The 21,235-nt window shown below is 40.7% G+C and carries 13 protein-coding genes and 1 tRNA gene; 2 read left to right on the forward strand and 12 right to left on the reverse strand.

From position 1 onward, the window contains the following. Positions 1–11 precede the first annotated feature (11 nt). The gene (polA, locus tag GT508_RS05445) at positions 12–2,627 is read right to left on the reverse strand and encodes a DNA polymerase I (RefSeq protein WP_161143725.1); all 2,616 of its coding nucleotides are present in this window, start codon (positions 2,625–2,627) and stop codon (positions 12–14) included. A 203-nt stretch (positions 2,628–2,830) separates the two neighbouring features. Between polA and GT508_RS05450 the strand changes: the two genes are divergently transcribed. Further along, positions 2,831–2,913, forward strand: a tRNA-Leu gene (locus GT508_RS05450). Positions 2,914–3,032: 119 nt separating this feature from the next. Here GT508_RS05450 and GT508_RS14405 read toward each other — a convergent pair. From GT508_RS14405 to GT508_RS05505, 11 genes are all read right to left on the reverse strand, one after another. Continuing rightward, positions 3,033–4,091, reverse strand: a complete 1,059-nt coding sequence (locus GT508_RS14405) for a peptidoglycan-binding domain-containing protein (RefSeq protein WP_192934780.1) — start codon at positions 4,089–4,091, stop codon at positions 3,033–3,035. Between the two features lie 50 nt (positions 4,092–4,141). Continuing rightward, on the reverse strand, positions 4,142–4,435 hold the full coding sequence (locus tag GT508_RS05460; RefSeq protein WP_161143726.1) for a phage holin family protein: 294 nt from the start codon (positions 4,433–4,435) through the stop codon (positions 4,142–4,144). Between the two features lie 2 nt (positions 4,436–4,437). Next, positions 4,438–4,740, reverse strand: a complete 303-nt coding sequence (locus tag GT508_RS05465; RefSeq protein ID WP_161143727.1) for a hypothetical protein — start codon at positions 4,738–4,740, stop codon at positions 4,438–4,440. Between the two features lie 119 nt (positions 4,741–4,859). Beyond that, positions 4,860–5,714: a hypothetical protein gene (locus GT508_RS05470; RefSeq protein WP_161143728.1), complete on the reverse strand. Its 855-nt coding sequence runs from the start codon at positions 5,712–5,714 to the stop codon at positions 4,860–4,862. A 113-nt stretch (positions 5,715–5,827) separates the two neighbouring features. Next, the gene (locus tag GT508_RS05475) at positions 5,828–6,442 is read right to left on the reverse strand and encodes a hypothetical protein (protein WP_161143729.1); all 615 of its coding nucleotides are present in this window, start codon (positions 6,440–6,442) and stop codon (positions 5,828–5,830) included. Positions 6,443–6,990: 548 nt separating this feature from the next. Then, positions 6,991–10,566 carry a VaFE repeat-containing surface-anchored protein gene (locus tag GT508_RS05480; RefSeq protein ID WP_161143730.1) on the reverse strand — a complete coding sequence of 1,192 codons (3,576 nt, stop codon included), beginning with the start codon at positions 10,564–10,566 and terminating at the stop codon, positions 6,991–6,993. A gap of 308 nt (positions 10,567–10,874) precedes the next feature. Beyond that, positions 10,875–11,516 carry a hypothetical protein gene (locus GT508_RS05485; protein ID WP_161143731.1) on the reverse strand — a complete coding sequence of 214 codons (642 nt, stop codon included), beginning with the start codon at positions 11,514–11,516 and terminating at the stop codon, positions 10,875–10,877. A 90-nt stretch (positions 11,517–11,606) separates the two neighbouring features. After that, positions 11,607–12,881 (reverse strand): diaminopimelate decarboxylase, encoded by a 1,275-nt coding sequence (locus tag GT508_RS05490; protein ID WP_161143732.1) that lies wholly within the window; start codon positions 12,879–12,881, stop codon positions 11,607–11,609. Beyond that, complete coding sequence (locus GT508_RS05495) at positions 12,881–13,594, reverse strand: TrmB family transcriptional regulator (RefSeq protein ID WP_028086151.1); 714 nt, start codon at positions 13,592–13,594, stop codon at positions 12,881–12,883. The genes GT508_RS05490 and GT508_RS05495 overlap by 1 nt, the downstream gene beginning before the upstream one ends. 176 nt (positions 13,595–13,770) lie before the next feature. Further along, positions 13,771–15,213 carry a pyruvate kinase gene (gene pyk, locus GT508_RS05500; RefSeq protein WP_055284462.1) on the reverse strand — a complete coding sequence of 481 codons (1,443 nt, stop codon included), beginning with the start codon at positions 15,211–15,213 and terminating at the stop codon, positions 13,771–13,773. 22 nt (positions 15,214–15,235) lie between these two features. Beyond that, positions 15,236–16,108: a rhomboid family intramembrane serine protease gene (locus GT508_RS05505; protein WP_118224940.1), complete on the reverse strand. Its 873-nt coding sequence runs from the start codon at positions 16,106–16,108 to the stop codon at positions 15,236–15,238. Between the two features lie 224 nt (positions 16,109–16,332). Between GT508_RS05505 and GT508_RS05510 the strand changes: the two genes are divergently transcribed. Then, positions 16,333–20,577 (forward strand): 2-hydroxyacyl-CoA dehydratase, encoded by a 4,245-nt coding sequence (locus GT508_RS05510; protein ID WP_161143733.1) that lies wholly within the window; start codon positions 16,333–16,335, stop codon positions 20,575–20,577. The last annotated feature ends 658 nt before the right edge of the window (positions 20,578–21,235 follow it).

The raw sequence follows: 21,235 nt of genomic DNA on the forward strand, positions 1-21,235 counted from the left end.
TCTCACACCTCTTATTTTGCTTCGTACCAGTTCACTCCTGTATGCATGTCTATTTCAAGCGGCACCTTTAATTTGGCCGCATGCTCCATCTCTTCTTTTAAAATCTTTTGAACTGCTTCCAGTTCCGGTTCGTATGCTTCTATCAGAAGTTCATCATGCACCTGTAAGACAAGTCTTGATTTCATCTTCTGTTTTTTCAGTTTCTGATTCACCCGGATCATTGCAATCTTTATGATATCTGCTGCCGCTCCCTGAATCGGAGAATTCATTGCCACCCGCTCTCCAAACGAACGTTGCATAAAATTACTGGAAGAAAGCTCCGGAACCGGACGTCTTCTTCCGAACAGTGTTACCACATACCCTTCTTCTTTTGCATGTGTCACTGCATGATCCAGAAATGTCTTGATTCCCGGATAGGTTGCAAAATAATCATCAATATATTTTGCAGCCTCTTTTCGTGTAATGCTCAGATCCTGACTAAGTCCAAATGAACTGATTCCATACACAATACCGAAATTTACGGCTTTAGCATTCCTTCTCTGCTGCGGAGTCACCTCGTCAAACGGTATATGAAATACCTGTGAGGCTGTAATACGGTGAATGTCACTTTGTTCTTTATATGCCCGGATCAGATGCTCATCTCCGGAACAATGTGCCAATACGCGAAGTTCGATCTGTGAATAATCGGCATCCACGAACCGGTATCCATCTTCCGGAATGAATACTTTACGGATCAGGCGGCCAAGCTCCATCCGCACCGGAATATTCTGAAGATTTGGTTCTGTACTGCTGATTCTTCCGGTTGCCGTAATCGTCTGATTGAATTTTCCATGAATCCTTCCATCATCCTGAATATAATTTGCCAGTCCGTCCGCATATGTGGATTTGAGCTTTGTATACTGTCTATATTCCAAAATCTTTGCAACTACCGGATGTTCCGGCGCCAGTTTTTCAAGAACATCTGCAGCAGTGGAATAACCCGTCTTTGTCTTTCGCCCACCCGGAAGCTTCATATTTTCAAACAATACCACACCCAGCTGTTTTGGCGAATTAATATTAAATGTTTCGCCAGCCTCTTCGTAGATCTCCTTTTCCAGATCACCGATCTTGCCGGCGAGCTGATTGCCATACTGTTTTAATGCCTCTGCCTCAACACGGATACCATTCTGCTCCATATCGAACAATGTAAATACCAGCGGCATCTCAATTTCCCGGAATAAGGTATCCATCTTCGTATCCGCTAATTTCCGGCTCAGGACTTCTACCGATGCATAATTTGTATAAGCTTCATAGCAGGCCTTTATTTCCTGATCTGCCTTTTCATCAACCATCAGGTCCAGATATTCTCTCGCAACATCTTCCCATGTATAATTATTCTTAAGTGGATTCAGCAGATATGCAGCCACACTCACATCAAAACAATTTTCCGGTTTCCGGATCTTAATCTGATCCATTGATTCTTTCAGATGAAACATCGAAAATGTATCTGTCGCTTCTGCCACATCTGCAAGCTTTTCCAAAAGCCATTCTCCTGATATATCATTCCCGGTTTTTATACAAAAGCCTGCTTCATTTGAGAAGCACAGACCGATACCTCCGAGTCCGGCCTGATCTGCAAATAACGGCAATACATTTTCCATATCTTTAAAAAGTACTGTTCCTGTCGTCTGTGCCTTTTCAGCCTTTGCAAAAATCTCTTCTGCCTCTCTTTTTGAAGTGATAATCCTGAAACCATCCTCGATCTTATTTGCCGGTGCCGCAACATCGAATCTGGAAAGAAGATTTTTAAACTCTAGTTTCTGAAAGAAGACATATGCTTCCTCAGTGTATATGTTACCCAGTTTTGCTTCTGAAAGTTCATATGAAAACTCAGCATTCACATTGATTGTTGCAAGTTCTTTGCTGAGCACCGCAAGATCCCAGTATTCATTTAATGATTTAGACGCTCTCGGCGGCTTCAGTTCTTCCACATGATCGTGCGCCGTTTCTATCGAGTGATACTGTGTAATGATCTTTGTCGCTGTCTTTTCCCCGATACCAGGAACTCCCGGAATATTATCTGCCGTGTCGCCCATTAACGCTTTCAGATCGATGAATTCTTCCGGTGTCACCTGATAGCGTTCAAAAACATCTTTGGCATAATAATCTTCTATCTCCGTTCTGCCCTGCTTCGTCTTCGGAATTCGGATCTTTACATGCTCAGTCGCCAGCTGCAACAGATCACGGTCTCCGGAAATAACCACAACTTCCATATCCTTGCGCTCACAACGCTTGGAAAGTGTACCGATCAGGTCATCGGCCTCCAGCCCCGCACATTCGATCGTCTTCACTCCCATTGCCTGAAGCACTTCTTTGATCACAGGAACCTGCTGCCTTAGTTCATCAGCCATCGGCTTTCTGGTGCCTTTATATTCTGCATACATTTTATGTCTGAAAGTCGGAGCATGGATATCAAATGCCACCGTCAGATAGTCTGGTTTTTCTTCTTCCAGAAGTTTAAACATAATCGTCAGAAATCCATATATTGCATTTGTATGAAGGCCTTCTGCATTCGTCAGATCCGGCAGCCCGTAAAAGGCACGGTTCAAAATACTGTGGCCATCTATCAGAACAATTTTACTGCTCATTTTATCTCTCCACCTAAATAGTTCATTTTCTTATAAAATCACTATCTTACTATACACCAATTTGCTTCTTTTTAAAAGGCTAATTTTTACTCCTACTTATTCTTCCCTTATCTGTCACATTCACCTTTTCTTTTTTTTAAAAAAAGATTGACAGACGATACATTTATAGTTATAATTTATTTTGTTGTGTGAACAACACATATGCGGATATGGCGGAATGGCAGACGCACAAGACTCAAAATCTTGCGGAGGTGACTTCGTGTGGGTTCAAGTCCCACTATCCGCATTGAACTCAACTGAAAAAATGCCGGAAACTCGATGGTTTCCGGCATTTTCTTTTAATCTAAATCTCTGTATGGGACACTCATGGGACAAATTGTTTTTTTAATCTAGTATCCAATATTCTTACAGTCCAAGCAAAACTCTCCATGTGTTCTGGCCAACTACGCCATCCGCCTGAAGTTCATGTGCTTCTTGACAAGCTTTTACTGCTGTTTCTGTTTTGCCCCCGAAGATTCCATCTACAGAACCACAATCGTAGCCGAGGTTGTTTAACCTCTCCTGGATCAGTTTTGTGATGTCACCTCTCGCTCCTATTCTGCAAGTCGGGCAACCAGCAAGCGTATTTTTCCCGGCTATTCCATCAACAGTCTGGTTTGAGAATCCTTGAGCATTGCACGCCGCTTGCAATCTCGCAACCCAAGAGTTATTGACTTTTGCTGATGATCTTGTATTGTACGCATTGTTAAGTTTGGCTCTTGTGACTTCACCGGCAAGGCCATCTTCTTTGATTCCTACGTTATGCTGGAACTTCTCAACGGCCGTATAAGTTTCTTTTCCATACTTTCCATCCGCACCGGAAGGTAAAAAATACCCAATAGCAATAAGTTTTTGCTGTACATCCTCAACTTCTGCTCCCGTGTCACCGATCTGTAGCCATGTACGTTTAGTTTCCTCTTGGCTCGGAATCGTTGCTACAGGTGTCTGTGTTGCTCCTCCCCAGTCTGGAATACCATATCCAATAATCAACGGTGAATCCACATTGATCTGTCGATCGCAGAGCATATCATTTCGATTGCCTTCTCTTACCGTCAGGATATTTCCATTACGTGCGATAATCGTTCCTACATGATCTGATATCAGATCCTTATTCCAGTCATAATAGAGGATGTATCCCGGCTGTGGATTGTACGCATTAGTATAACGTCCTACCCATTTGCCCCACTGTTTGAAAATATTGATACCGGTCGGGCAGTAACAGGTATTCGGCACTTTACCGGCATTCCCAGAAGCATAAGCTGCTGCTGACACTGTTGCATGGCACCAAGGGTCTGTATGTGTCATTTTGTAAGAACCGGCCGGACGCTGCGAATTGTAAATATCGATGATAATGTCATCCTGGTTCTTTGTTTCGCTATATCCATACCATTCCTTTAATTTCTTTTCATATTCTGTCCATCCCATAATGAGTTCTCCTTTCATCTATTAAAAAGAGGATGATTTCTCACCCTCTACTACTCTTTCTTGCTTAATTGTTTAAAAACCTGATTAACGTATGTACTTAATCCGGCTACAAGCACGCCCTGTACGATTGCTGTAAATACTGCCATTGCTATATTCTGCACACCGGAAAGGCTACAGGTTGCGACTACATAGATTCCACAAATCGCAATTCCAACCGCTCCAAGGATGATAGGAATATATTTATCTGTCACCGTCTCTGCCTTTTTCAGCCACATTCCGATGAAATACAATACAATTGCTACAACCACAAGTTCCGGTTTTACATAATTCATAATCTGTTCCATAGTTAATCACCTTTCTTTTTTAAATGCAATTCTTCAATTTCATGCATCATTTTAGTTATCATTCCATTTCCACCAAGCGCATGATACGCTTCGTACATCTCGCAGAAGTTTTCGTATGCATAAGACGGTATATCTCCAATCTGCATATATTTGCTGTGATACTCAATCAGCTGTACCCGGAGCAGAAGCATCGTTCCTTTGCTATTTGCATCCCTGTCTCTTTTCTGATTTTTTAACAGCCAGACAATATAACCCAATATAATAGGAAGTACCAGAGTGTACGTCTGTAACAATAATTCTTTCACTGCGTCTATCTCTCTTTCTATATTCTATGCAATAAAATAAGACCTGGTTAAGGTCTTGCCCTGATTTCCATGTATACCTCCATAAAAATAAGAGCGGTAATTCCGCTCTTATCATGATTTTACCAAAAATCCACAGAACAATCTTTACCACATTTAGGGCAAATTTTTCCGTCTTTCGAATATCCAGAATATCCACAATTCAGACATTTGATGTATTCGATTTTTTTTGATATTTCTTTAAGCTGTTGTAATAATTTTTGACGAACAGTTTTTACAAACGTTATGTATTCATCACTCACTATTTCTCCATGTATGCCACGACTAGTAATTTTTTGAACTTCCATAATTAATTTTTCAGTACCATTGTCAATTAGTCCCTTCTCACTTATTAACCGCAACATTTCCATACTCGCTAATATTTCAGGATGTCCTATTTTCTCACATATTTCACGTAAAGCCATTTCTATTTCTTGTCTAGTCTCGAATAAAAATATATTTTTATCTCTGTTGTTCTGAATCTCCAACTCCGAAACCTCTTTTTCTGAACCAGAAATATTTTTCTGCATATCCTCGAGTGTTTTTTCTGACGGCAATGGAGTATTTTCTATACTAATCTTATTAGATACCGAATTATTCATTTGTAGCTGTATGATTTGTGTCTGAATGTTTTTCAAGGATTCTTTAACTTCTTCAGTTGCCTTTTCAACTTCCTTTTTTACCTTAATCCCAAGTATCTCCATTTCTGAAAATAACGGAAATGCTAACAAAAAAATCCACAAAATAAATATTATATTTTTCGCATTCAATTCTTTCAGCTGATTTATTTCAAAACGATACTTCCATACATATAATGAACTAAGCAAAAGTAATAATGAATACCATTTTCTCCCATTCATGCATTTCCAAATATATCTTATGAACTTCCAAATATACCCTGTTGTTTTTTTATACCATTCACCATTTTTATTATTCACGTTCTTTTTCTCCTTCCACTGCAATTATACAGCAGAAGGAGAAAATCCTCAATTCTATAGTTCGTTAAATCTGATTTCCATATTCACCTCGATTTATTCGAAGAAGCCACTACCTAAGTAATGGCTTCTTCGAATACAATAATATCTTTTTCTTTTAAATCAAGTCTTTTGGCTACATCTTCCTTTAACAATCGTTTCTTATATTCTTCCGTTTTAACAATGACCTTAAATGGAAATCGTGTTATCGTCACATCTCCAGGTATTCTCCACTCACATTCGTGCGTCCAATCCAAGCATTTCATTTTATTAATGTTCAAATCAAGATTAACTACTCGCCAATGTATATCTTCTCTTATGAATTGGAATATTTCTTTTCCATCGTAAATTACTGGTCTTGCTCCTTCAGAAAAAAGCATTCTTTTATCTATCTGTATTCCAAATTCTTGATATCTCTGCGGAATTTCACACCATCTCTCGCCTTCAATTATTTCCTTTATGCCATCCAATGATGCGTCCTGAAAGCAAACTACTTTCTTATCTCCTTTTACAGTTCTAATATTATTTCTCAAAGAAAATGACGCTTTTAACATTTTGTCATCTAATATATCCACGAGGGTTTTATATGCTTTTTCATTGTCGTATGCTCTGATTAAATGTGTCAAATAAACTGATTTAACATTTCTTGCCTCTGTTAGTACTTTCCAATCATCATAAAAAATCCCGTCCATCTTTATCATCTCCTTCTGTTTCTATTATACTTTATCCTCATTTTATTTTCACCCAAAAACTGAACGGGAAACTTATTTATGTTATCAGTTAACTATACTATATTGCTGAAATAACCGTAACTATTTTCAACACATGTGATAAATAGATTTGTATTTGCGTTAGCCATTCCGCTATATAATGGTGCTGTTGGGTGATTAAATTTTTTACCTGTATGGTAAATGCTAGATTGTTGATAATATTCACTGGTTTTAATGTCAATACACGGAATAGAATAAGCGTTAGCTAAAATTTTAATTGCCTCATTAAATTTACTTTCAAGCGCATTGTATGAATACGCAAAAGTCAGTAATATTATTTTACTGTTAAGTGCTTTTGTTTTAATAGCGTCAATAATTTTGGCGTAGTTACCATAGAACGTATCAGATTTAGTGTTAATATCGGACGGTTTACCTAAATAACTTTGGTTTCACAAGAAGTAAATGTTTCTTTTTTTATACAAAAAGCACTAACAGAAGATTCTATTTCTTCCGCTAGTGCTTAACTTTCATCAATCCCGTTTTTTTCTATAAATTGCAATTCCGGCCGCAACCGCTGTTCCCAGAGATCCAAGCGTCAACATCCATAAAAATGTATGATTTTCCACTCCTGTCTTCGGTGATTTACGGATGGATGAAGATGGTTTCGGATTGTCTGTGTTGATTTTCGGCGATACTGCAGATTTTTCATTATTCTTATATATAATTGTCTGATCCGCGTTATCTATATTCGCTTCATCTGCAATCAGATGATCTTCCTCATCGTACAGATTCTCAAATACCACAACCGCTTTCCCGCCCAATTCACGTGCATCAAGTTCGAATGTCATTTCGACTGTTCCTGCTGATTTTTCCGGCGTAAATGTTGTTCTGCCTGTGATTTTTCTGTTGTTTTTATCTGTCATTTCTTTCCCGTCCACTTTATCCATCAAAACGCCTTTTAATATGTAAGTTTCGCCAGGCAGCAGATTTTCATAAGACACCTGATCTATGATTGTCTGCTTTTCTCTTGCATCTCCTTCCTGCGTCTTTGACTTTTTATCCATAGCTTTTGTACCAATCTTCGGGAAATAAATACTTTGTTCTTTTGCCTCCGGATCTTTATGTTCTGCGATGCTTTTTCCGTCTATTTTAATCTCTTCATATATGACTGCCGTTTTTCCAGACAGATCAGTTCCGTTGATTTCAAATGCAATTTCAATACTGCCATCTGCCTTTTCCGGAATAAATTCCTGCTGTTTTTCTTCACTCAACCGCTGTTCTGTCTCCTTCTCGACTACCGTTCCATGTAATGTGTAGGTTTCACCAGGCAGTAGATTCCTGTATTCTATCGTATCTGTGAGTTCTACATATTCACCGGCATATGCATGATGTGTCCCTGTATTTTTTTCAGAAGCCGTTGTCCCTGCTGACGGCACATGGATTGTCTGATCTTCATCTTCCAGATCTGTATGTACTGCATATAATTTATCACCATAATATAATTTTTCAAATGCGACCAATGTCTTTCCTGCAAGATTACTTCCATCAAACACAAATTCTACTTCCGCTGTTCCATCTTTTCCTTCTGCAACAAATTCTACACTTTCTGTTATCTTTCTGCCAGACGCACTTCTTGCTGCTTTTCCTGTTTCCTTATCCATTAACGTTCCGGTAATCTTGTATTTTTTCCCTTTTTTCAGATTATGATATTCTACCGTATCTATAATCCGCATATCTTTCTCAGCTTTTACCATTTTCATATCTGTTACTTCGTCTTTTACAGAAGTTTTTAATTTTGGAAAATGAATCATCTGATCTGCATCTTCCAGATCCTTATGCACTGCGATCACTGTATTATCCAACATGCATTCTTCAAATATTGTAATACTTTTTCCGGCCAGAGACTTTGCATCAAATTCAAATTTCACTTTCACACTGCCTTCGGCTGTCTTCGGCTTAAATCTCTTAGAAGCAGTAATATTTCTGTTTTCGCCATCCAGAATCATTTCCCCTGTTTCCCTGTCCATCAATGTACCCTTCATGACATATTCCTGCCCTTTTTTCAAACCTGTATAAGTGACGGTATCTATGATCGTTACTTTTTCATCTGCATTTGAATAATGTGTTCCGGTTGCTTCATCTTTTGCTGATGTTGCAATTGTAAGATCTGGATTAAGTATTGTCCCAAGATCAACAACATACCGGTCCCTGGAAATACGGAATGTTCCTTTATACAGAACTTTATCTACATTTTCTTCACAGCGAAGTTCTTCCAACCGATAGGTATCATAAGGAAATGCACCATATGCATCATTTACCTCTACACTTTCTCCGTTACTGTTCGTTCCAAACCACACACCACTTTCAGATTGTCCGCTATTGGTATCTTTGCTGTGTTTCGTATAATCAGATGCCGATGAAAAATATCCATTTTCGTCTGTCATGATCCGGTGACATTCACCCGTCGTTACCGATGTGATCTGAAACGGAATTCCTGCCATTGCCATCTGTGTTTCTTCATCTTTTTTCTGAAATTCAATATCCCCTCTACATATACGGTCTGCTATTTTATAGTTGTTTCCACCCTGTATATTGGTCTGATTTCCATTCTGAACGATCTGTGTCAGGTAATAATTTTCTGCAAGTTTTCCGTTATCTCCTTCTATATAAGCCTGTTCCAGCATATATCCTTTTGGTGCTTTGGTTTCTTCAATGCTGACTGTTCCAAGCGGAAGCACCGGCTTATCTCCATTTTCTGCATAATAAAAATCATCACCGGATATCTGATACTCTTTTCCCAGTTTACTTCTGCAGACGTCATTCTCCTTTTTGGTACGTAACACCCATACTTTCGAAGGTTTTTCAGGCAAAGAATCCTGCGTATATCTGCCTGCATAAAAGCGTACTGTAAACTCTGCACCTTCCAGGCTTCCACCGCCAAGTGCTTTTCCCTCTTTGCTCTCCTGATCGATTTTATCCAGGAGCAATTCTATATCTGAATACACCGGTACATCCTTCACATTTACTTCTGCTGTCTGTCCGGATGTAACTGTTACCGGATATATCCTCTCATCCAGTTTATATCCTTTTGGTGCTTTCTTTTCTTTTACATAATACATACCTTCTTCTAATTCCAGCGTATTAGACTCTCCGTTTTTATCCGTTGTAAATACAGCGTTTTCTTTCGTTGCGCCACGATCTGAATAGACTCCGTAGGCTGCACCTTCCAAAGAATATTCTGCATTACCATCTGTAAGCGTTGTCAGTGTCTTTCCTTTTTTTAACTTTGCATACCCGTTGTAACTGCGGTGTATGACGGCAGTTCCGCTGACTCTCTGATACCCGATCAGCCTGCCGCTGCTGTCTTTTGTCACGCCATCCGTTGCCCCAGTCACACTCGTACAGTATAAGTTTCCTGTAACTTCTCCCGTTGCTTTATTCACTGCAGTGATGGTGTATTTATAGGTGCATTCCTGCCCTGTATATGGCGCAGCAGCCGTATGATCCGCACACCCTCCGTTTGCAGTAACGCCGGCAAGGATTCCGGTAAATCCGCCCATGGTTACCCCGTGTACCGTATGACCGTTTCCACCATTCACAGCCGTGACCACACAATTTCCGGTAAATACATCCCCTACTTCCGGCTTTTGCTGATTTTCCCGCGCCTGTACCATTCTTCTTGAATATACACTGCTTCTTCCTGCTTCTTCCCCGAATGTTATGACTACTTTCTTGTTCATACCCATAGCTGTAATATCACGCCAGTAACTCTTCCCCTCTGTCACCGAAGTGTCTTCCAGCTCGTATCTGCCTTCTTCATCAAGTATCTTCATGCTGATCCTGGTGTCTTCTTCTGCATCCGATTGTACACGTATACACATTCCATCAGGCACTGTTATTTCACTGCCTGATTGGACCGTTCTTATACAATCCTCTACATCTGTTACTGTTACGGAACCTTCTCCTACAACTTCAAAACTCATCTTCCTTGCCGGATTTTCCGCATTCACACTGGTCTGTGACACGCCAAACGCAGAGACCTGACATAGCAATATCCCTGCCAGTAACGAAGCTATCGTTTTCTTACTTTTTTGAATCTTCGTCATACAATTCCTCTCTTTCTTGTTATTTATATTAATCCGACCGTTGTAAATACCTCCTTTCCATGTCAAACACAACGTAAAATCTGTCAGATTATTCCATATTCACTTGGATAGATTATAAATGGGTTATCTGGCAACGTCATATGAGAAGCATGACCTGCCTTTTGATCATTTATCTGAAATTAAATAAGACCGAACAACAGAATGTTATTCAATTATTTTTGTATATAATACAACACAGATTCCAGAGATGTCAATCCCCAAAACCTGTGTTTTACATAGTTTTTAATTCATATTTTGTTTACCGGAACCTAAAGCTGATTCTGCGGGAATAGTGCATCATCTACTGCCGTGAGATCATCATTCGGAATATAATATGCTCCGTCTTTATTCACCTTTACGTGAACTTCTTTTTCCATCTTATCGCCATACGTCGGGTCAGCGAGTTTTGCACTCATAATTTCATACATCTTCCGCATAATCGCCTCATTAAGCTCTTCATCTGACGGGATTGATTCTACATTCGAATATGTGTCTGTCACCCATTGATCAAGCTCATCTGATACAGTAGAAAATGCCGTAAACGGACACACTTCAACAGTTACAGTAAATTCATCATCTTCTGTTTCTTTTGCTTCTTTCACTTTATAATTTGCACTCTTTAACATTTTTTCAAACATCGAACGATAGTCCGCTTTTAATTCATCTGATACACCGGTGTCATCAAAGCCGGCTTCTTTCATAATTGTATCAAGATTTGTCTCGTATTCTTTTTTGGCTTCTTTTTCTGTCGTCTCTGTTATCTCGGCATACTTCTCAACTTCTGCTTTGTATCCACAATCCAAGGCAGACTGTACATAATCCATTGCATCGTCCGTTGTCATACCTCCACATCCGCATAACAGTAACATCACTCCGGCCAGCACCAGCGCCAGTACACCATGTTTTTTCATTTTATTGCCTCCTCATAATAAAAAATGATAGTGCCCGTTTCTTAATTGAAAGGACACTATCATTATATCTAAACCCGATTTTTTCCACAACTATTTTTCAATCAGTTTTTTTCCGATATCAAAGCAGTCGAATGTTGCGAAATAATCAGCCGGTGTTTCTGCTCTTCTGATCAGTTGTGTAGTCCCGTCTTCTTTCAGAAGCACTTCGGCAGATTTTAATTTTCCATTGTAATTATATCCCATAGAGAAGCCATGTGCTCCCGTATCATGAATTACCAGCACATCACCCATATCAATCTTCGGAAGCATACGGTCGATTGCAAATTTATCATTGTTTTCACACAACGATCCTGTTATATCATATTTGTGATCGCAAGGTGCATTTTCTTTACCCATTACAGTAATGTGATGATAAGCTCCGTACATAGCAGGGCGCATCAGGTTAACTGCACATGCATCTACACCAATATATTCTTTGTGTGTATGCTTTTCATGAATTGCCGTTGTAACCAGGCATCCGTAAGGTCCCATCATAAAACGTCCCATCTCTGTATAGATTGCCACATCGCCCATACCGGCAGGTACCAGTACTTCTTCATATACGCGGCGCACACCGTCACCAATCGCACGGATATCATTTGGCTCCTGATCTGGTTTATAAGGGATACCTACACCACCGGACAGGTTAATAAATTTGATATGTACACCTGTTTCTTTCTGAAGCTTTACTGCAACTTCGAACAGAACTTTCGCAAGCATCGGATAATACTCATTGGTTACTGTATTACTTGCAAGGAATGCATGAATGCCGAATTCTTTGGCACCTTTTCCCTTTAAAATCTTAAATGCATCAAATAACTGTTCTGTTGTCATTCCATATTTCGCATCTCCCGGATTATCCATGATGTCATTACTGATCTTGAACATTCCACCCGGATTGTAGCGGCAGCTGATCGTCTCCGGAATATGTCCGATTGCTTCTTCAAGGAAATCAATGTGTGTGATGTCATCCAGATTGATGATTGCATTCAGCTTGTCTGCCAGTACAAATTCCTCTGCCGGAGTATCATTCGAAGAAAACATGATATCTTCTCCTGTTGCCCCAATTGCATCGGAAAGCATCAGTTCTGTATAGGAAGAACAGTCACATCCACATCCATACTCTCTTAAAATATTGATCAGAAACGGATTTGGCGTTGCCTTTACCGCAAAATACTCTCTGTATCCTTTATTCCACGAAAATGCTTCTTTTAAAGCTTTCATATTCTCACGGATTCCTTTTTCGTCATATAAATGAAACGGTGTCGGATAAGTTTTAATAATCTCGTCTAACTGTGCTTTTGTTACAAATGGTTCTTTTTTCATCAATCCTTGTTCTCCTCTCGTATAGATAATAACTTTATCTCATTCGCAAGTGCTGTTTTGTACAATTCTACAAAGTTTTTCTGTCCGGAATAGAGACATGTATTCATACTCCCCTCTCCGTATTCACCTGTCAGTACATATTTCGAATCGGCAATGATTCCTATCTGCATTCCTCTGTTTTCTCCAAAATATACTTTTGCATTGTGAAAGGTCGCCGGTTGATCGGTGATGATCACCACTTTTTTTCTTTCTTCCATCAATGTATCAAGCTCCCGGATCAGAAGCAGCAGATAATTTCTTGTACAACTGATATAGACTCTCTGATCAACCTGAGATAACAGATTCTTTATCTTATTCAGTATATTCTCTGCGCCTTCAATTGTAATGTATCCTTCTACATACGCTTTCTCCGTCGGCATATGTTCCTGCAGCCATTTTCCGGATTCCTCCAGCTTACGGATACGATTCTTACAGAATTCGTTAAGCGGGACAGGCACATATTTTCTGGTACTGGCCTCTTCTACAAGGTAAGCCGCACCTTTCTCTGTCATACTAGCCAGAGAATTATATGCATTGGATCTGGATATTCCGGTCTGTTTAGCAACTTCGTATCCAGTTACCTTTCCCTCTGTCAGCAGGCACTGATAAATGCTTGCTTCTTGTCTTGTGAGTCCGAATTCCATCAGGCGCTCTGTAAATGATGTCTGTTCCATCTTCGTCATCCACCTTTTGATTCTTTAGTAGTTCTCTACAGGAACACTATAAGTGAATTTTCGCTGTATGTCAAGGAGAAACTTTCTCAAAAACATGCAAAGAACCAGAAGGCCCAGGCTGATTCAGCCTCATTGCTTTCTGGTTCTTTATAAGCAGTCCTGCTTATTTACTATTTTTATTTTCTGTCATCTACCATCGCAATTCTCATCATGTTACTTACTGTTCTGTTCTCAGATACATTTGTAGATGGAATTCCAAGCGTTAATACAACCATGTCTCCTGCTTCTGCAAGCTTCTTTGCACAGATCAGATCGATTGCAGTATCACAGATATCTTCTGTTGTATATACAGCAACTGATTTCAGCGGCATAACTCCCCAGTTGATCTGCATTCTTCTCAGTGTTGCCTCATCCGGGCTGATACCGATAATACCTGTCTTAGGTTTGAACTTAGATACAACTCTTGCCGTAGCACCTGATACAGTTGGTGTTACGATACATTTAGCACGAAGATTATTAGCCGTTGTTACTGTTGCATTTGCAAGTGCGCTGGATGCACTCTTAAGTCTGTGTTCTCCTGCTTTTCTAAGGATCATATCATAATCCAGATGCTCCTCTGTATTTTCAACAATATGAACCATCATCTGTAAAGCTTCTAACGGATATTTACCCTGAGCTGTCTCTCCGGAAAGCATGACTGCATCTGTTCCGTCATATACCGCATTGGCAACATCTGTAACCTCTGCTCTTGTAGGACGTGGATTACGCATCATAGAATCAAGCATCTGCGTAGCTGTGATAACCGGTTTAAAGTTATCGTTACATTTCTGGATAATTGTCTTCTGAAGGTATGGAACTTCCTCTGCCGGAATTTCAACACCAAGATCTCCTCTGGCTACCATGATTCCGTCTGCGCAACGGATAATCTCATCAATATTCTTGATTGCTTCAAAGTTCTCGATTTTTGCAATTACAGGGATATACGGAGCCTTACATTCTCTTAAGAATGATTTGATCTCCAGAATACATTCTGCATTTCTGACAAATGAAGCTGCAATAAAATCTACACCCTGCTCCACACCGAATTTCAGGTCATCACGGTCTTTATCTGTGATAGCTGGAAGACGGATCGCAACGTTTGGTACATTAACACCCTTCTTTTCTCCGAGCTCGCCGCCATTGACAATTTCACAATTGATGTTATTTCCCTTTTTATCTTTTACTTTCAGTTCAATCAGACCATCATCGATCAGGATCGTACTTCCGGCTTTGACATCTTCTACCAGACCTTTGTATGTAATAGAAACAATCTTGTTATCTCCGACAATCTCGTCTGTTGTCAGGGTAAATGTCTCTCCTGCTTCAAGCTGTACTTTCTTTCCATCTTTTAATACACCTGTACGGATCTCAGGTCCTTTTGTATCCAGAAGAATTGCGATCGGTTTGTTCTCTTCTTCACGAATCTTCTTTAACATATCCATACGGCCCTTCTGTTCTTCGTGATCACCGTGTGAAAAGTTAAATCTTGCAATGTCCATTCCATTCTGAACTAACTTTCTCATCATGGTTTCATCATTTGTATTTGGTCCCATTGTACAGATAATTTTTGTTTTTTTCATATTTCTCCTATTCCTCTCTTGATTATTTAACATGTGTATGTGTGAACAAATGATCCTGGCAATATTCATAATTGCCATTACATTTTGAACAATACCGGAATTCCAGATTCGGATCATCCAGTTCTGTTCTTCCGCAAACTGCGCATCTGTGTTTTGCCCCATTTGCATAGCTGTTTACCGGTCTTTCCGCATGTCTCATCTTGCGTTTGAAATCATTCTTTCTTTTCATCTGACCTGGTGTGTAAGGCTTCATATTACGTGAACTCAGGAAAAAAATGATAAAGTTCAGTATTGAGATAAATGCTGCAAGCGCATTCGCCTTATAATATATACCGAAAACACCTCCGCCGTAGGCCGGAAGAAAAGCCTGCACAATCGCATAGATAAAATACAAGCCATCAAGTATAGCCAGCCATTTGATCTTAATCGGAATAACGAAAAATAATAACAGCTGGATATCCGGATACAGTGCTGCAAATGCAAAGAATAACGATAAATTCAGATACCATGTATCCATTGGTAACACAGTGCCTGTCAGTAAATATGCCAGTATGGCTCCCAGTACAATAAAGAGCATTCCCGAAAAGAAATACAGATTAAAACGAAACGCCCCCCACGCTGCCTCTAACTGCTTCCCTATCATATAATAGAGATACAGTGCAAATGCAATAAAGATCAGACTGTCAGACGGAGGCTGGATAATAAATGTAACAATTCTCCATATCTGCCCCTGGAGAATCTTGCTGGCATCCAGACTTAAGAACTGGCTATAGAACGTCGGGTTAATCAACTCCAGCGCAAATCCGGCTGCATATAATATTATAATATATGTGATCAAATTCGGAATAGCATATCTGCTAAATTTCCGTTCAAGTTTATCTAACCAATTGTTCATATAACTGCTCCTTTACGTTTATTCTCACACTGTAGATATTCTACCTTCCCAACTGATATTTGTCAATTGTGCCAAGTAAAGTTCATCTCTTTTTAACATATCTTCAACATTTGTTAATTGTCTTTTGAGAACTTTTGTCGTATAATGTTACAGGTTGCAATTAAGCAAAATGCATTTAATAAGAAGAAAGACATATAGATCAACATGATAAGGAGTTACATAATATGAATCAAAAAGAATTATACGCACTTGGTATCGACATCGGTTCTACAACCGTAAAGATTGCCATATTAGATGAGAATAATGAAGTGGTATTTTCTGATTATGAGAGGCATTTCGCGAACATCCAGGAAACTCTTTCCGATCTGTTAGGAAGAGCGGTACATAAATTAGGTCCTGTCCATGCATCACCGGTCATTACTGGTTCCGGCGGACTGACTCTTGCGAAACATCTTGGTGTACCGTTTGTACAGGAAGTAATCGCTGTATCTACTGCTCTCCAGGACTATGCACCTCAGACAGACGTTGCTATCGAACTCGGCGGAGAAGATGCCAAGATTATCTACTTTGAAGGTGGTAATGTAGAACAGCGTATGAACGGCGTCTGTGCCGGTGGTACAGGATCCTTCATCGATCAGATGGCATCTCTTTTACAGACTGACGCCTCCGGACTGAACGAATATGCAAAAAATTATAAAGCTCTCTATACCATTGCTGCACGATGTGGTGTATTTGCCAAGACGGATATCCAGCCTCTGATCAATGATGGTGCTGCCAAAGAAGACCTTGCTGCTTCTATATTCCAGGCAGTTGTCAACCAGACTATCAGCGGACTGGCCTGTGGTAAACCAATCCGCGGACATGTTGCATTCTTAGGAGGACCTCTTCATTTCCTCTCTGAACTGCGCGAAGCTTTCATCCGCACACTGAAACTGGACGATGAACACATCATCGCCCCGACACATTCCCATCTGTTTGCAGCAGCCGGTTCTGCTCTGAATTCAAAGAAAGATCTGGACGTGCCTCTCATTGATATGCAGCACCGTCTGGAAGGAAAGATCAAAATGGAATTCGAAGTGGATCGTATGGAGCCGTTGTTTGCAACGGAAGCAGATTTTAAAGAATTCGAAAACCGTCATGCAAAGCATCAGGTACCTGTGAAGGATCTTGCCACTTATCAGGGGAAAGCATTCCTTGGTATTGATGCAGGTTCCACCACAACCAAAGCTGCCCTGGTAGGCGAAGACGGTACTTTATTATATTCTTTCTATCATAATAATGAAGGAGATCCTCTTGGTACAACGATCTCTGCCATCAAAGATATTTACAGTAAACTGCCGGAAGGCGTGGAGATTGTTCACTCCTGCTCTACCGGCTATGGTGAGGCACTGATCAAAGCTGCCCTCCTGTTAGACGAAGGAGAGGTAGAGACAGTTTCTCATTACTATGCCGCATCCTTCTTTGAACCGGATGTAGACTGTATCCTGGATATCGGAGGCCAGGATATGAAATGTATCAAGATCAAGAATCAGACGGTTGACAGCGTACAATTGAATGAAGCCTGTTCATCCGGATGCGGTTCTTTTATTGAAACATTTGCAAAATCTCTAAATTATACGGTAGAAGATTTTGCTCATGAAGCATTATTTGCCAAAAACCCGATTGACCTTGGTACCCGCTGTACTGTTTTCATGAATTCAAAAGTAAAACAGGCTCAGAAAGAGGGTGCGGAGGTTGCAGATATTTCAGCCGGTCTTGCTTACTCCGTAATCAAGAACGCATTATTTAAAGTTATCAAGGTGTCCGATGCATCTGAACTCGGTAAACACATCGTTGTTCAGGGAGGAACATTCTACAACAACGCTGTACTGCGGAGCTTTGAAAAGATCGCCAACTGCGAAGCCATTCGTCCGGATATTGCCGGTATCATGGGCGCATTCGGTGCTGCACTGATCGCACGTGAGCGTTACGTTGACTGCGAAGGTACAACCATGCTTTCCATCGAAGATATTGAAGCCATGGAATATTCTACTACTATGACAAAATGCAAGGGATGTACGAATAGCTGCCGCCTGACGATCAATCATTTCAGCGGCGGACGTAAGTTCATCACAGGTAACCGTTGTGAACGTGGTCTCGGGAAACAGAAAACAACTAACAAGCTTCCGAACTTATTTGAATATAAATTAAAACGCTATTTTGATTATGAACCATTGGCAGAGGAAAATGCTCCTCGCGGAATCATTGGTATTCCTCGTGTACTGAATATGTACGAGAATTATCCGTTCTGGTTCACATTCTTTAATGAACTGGGATTTCGGGTTGTTCTTTCTCCTGTGTCAAACCGCAAGGTATACGAACTGGGAATTGATTCCATCCCAAGTGAATCCGAATGTTATCCGGCAAAGCTGGCACACGGACATGTACAATGGCTGATCAACAACGGTATCCACACCATCTTTTATCCCAGCATTCCATATGAGAGGAATGAATTTGCGGAAGCCAATAACCATTACAACTGTCCGATCGTAACTTCCTACCCGGAAAATATCAAGAACAACATTGATGCAATTGTTCACGGAGAAGTAGATTTTCTTCATCCATTTATTTCTTTTGCCAGCGAAGACACCATCTCTTACCGGCTGGTTGATGAATTATCCGGAAAGTTCCATATCCCGGCTGACGAGATCAAAAAAGCAACGCATACTGCCTGGGAAGAACTCGCTGCATGCAGAAAAGATATGCAGAAAAAAGGCGAAGAGACGATCAGGTTCTTAAACGAAACCGGAAACCGTGGTATTGTTCTTGCAGGACGTCCGTATCACATCGATCCGGAAGTAAACCATGGTATTCCCGAACTGATCAATTCTTATAATATTGCAGTTTTGACAGAAGATTCCATCTCCCACTTAAATCCTGCCGAGCATCCGCTCAATGTTATGGATCAGTGGATGTATCATTCCCGTCTGTATGCCGCAGCAAACTACGTAAAGACGGTAGACAACCTGGATCTGATCCAGTTAAATTCTTTCGGATGTGGTCTGGATGCTGTTACGACTGATCAGGTGGCATCAATACTGAATGGCTCTGACAAGATCTACACCTCTTTAAAAATCGATGAGGTTAATAACTTAGGCGCCGCAAGAATCCGTGTCAGATCACTGCTTGCCGCAATCCGTGTCAGAGAGAAACGTGGGGAAAAACGTACCATTCATTCTTCTGCAATAAAAAAGGTCGTATTCACCAAAGAAATGCGTAAGAATTATACAATTCTCTGCCCACAGATGTCTCCCATCCATTTCGAGCTTCTGGAGCCTGCATTCAACGCATCCGGATATAACCTTCAGGTATTGCCTAATGACAACAAACAGGCTGTAGACGTAGGACTGAAATATGTAAACAATGATGCCTGCTATCCATCTCTGATGGTAGTCGGTCAGATCATGGAAGCGATTCTTTCCGGTAAATATGATACAGATAAAATCGCTGTGATCATCAGTCAGACCGGCGGTGGATGCCGTGCTTCCAACTACATCGGATTTATCCGCCGGGCTCTTAAGAAGGCCGGATACGGAAATATTCCGGTTATCTCCATCAACTTAAGCGGTCTGGAAGACAATCCGGGATTCAAGCTGACTCCGAAGCTGATCTTACGAGGCATCTATGGTGCTATATTCGGTGACATTTTTATGAAATGTGTATACCGTCTGCGTCCATATGAAGCAGTTACCGGATCTGTCAATGCAATGCACAGAAAATGGGTGAAAGTATGCCAGGACTTCTTGTCTAACGGCTACCCGAGCAGGCGTAAATTCAAACGTCTCTGCCGTGAGATCATTGGAGATTTTGACAACAACATTGAATTACTGGACATTAAGAAACCTCGTGTCGGCGTTGTCGGCGAGATTCTCGTCAAATTCCTTCCGGCTGCCAATAACTACCTGGTAGACCTCCTGGAAAGTGAAGGAGCCGAAGCTGTTGTCCCGGATCTCCTGGACTTCCTGCTCTACTGCTTCTACAACCAGAACTTCAAGGTTGAAAAGCTTGGATTCGAAAAGAAAAAAGCCACAACAGCTAATCTTGGTATCAAAGTTCTGGAATGGTTCCGTGCTCCGGCAACTGAAGCATTTGCAGCAAGCAAGCACTTCACGCCGCCAGCTAAGATCCAGGATCTTGGAAAGATGGCTTCGGACATCGTATCTCTTGGTAACCAGACTGGTGAAGGATGGTTCCTTACAGGAGAAATGTTAGAGCTGATCCACAGTGGTGCGCCAAATATCGTATGTACACAGCCATTCGCCTGCCTGCCGAACCATGTCGTAGGTAAGGGAGTTATCAAAGAACTTCGCAGACGCTATCCGAAGTCTAATATCGTGGCAATTGATTTCGACCCAGGTGCAAGCGAAGTCAACCAGTTGAACCGGTTGAAACTGATGCTTTCTACGGCGAATAAAAACTTAAACAAATAATTTTGCTTGGGATTTAATTCAGGAAGGCATGATTACCCGGACCTGCATAAAAAGTAGGAAGCTGTTCCTGTTCAGGTTCCGTCGGTGGGAAATACTAAAGCGTCAAAATTATGCTAAAAACGGGCTTCCGAAATTTGCAACTCGCCATTCGGCTCAAACAGGCAAATTTCGAAAACCCAACGCATAATTTTGACGCTTAACTATTTCCAACACCTTCTTCACATTCACTGGAACGGCTTCCTACTTTTTATTCCGTGGGTATCAAATGCCTTACGAATAAAATGGCAAATGCGTAACCGTAGTGGCTTCCGCTGGGTTACACTTCCGGGCATTTCATTTATTAACATCCGCTGCCAGTCACGAGTTGAAGGAAACAATAGATAAGGATTATTGTGAATGTGGAATGCCGTTAGAAACAGTTAGAGAGTCAGAAGCACCGTTAAAGGAACGAAGCGAACGTGTTTGAGGCGAACGCCGAGTTTGAGCGTAGTTTCTTTGCTTTTAGGTGATTCTGGCTCTCTTAGTGTTTCTTATGGTATGGAACCTGAACAAGAAGCCTTATCTATTGTTTCCTTCAAAGACTGAGAGGCCGCTTCCCCAGTTAATAAATTAAATCCTAAATCACTAAAAAAAGAGAGAACATTTTTGTTCTCTCTTT

The organism is Dorea sp. BIOML-A1 (assembly GCF_009875615.1).
GTDB classification, from domain to species: Bacteria; Bacillota; Clostridia; order Lachnospirales; family Lachnospiraceae; genus Dorea_A; species Dorea_A amylophila.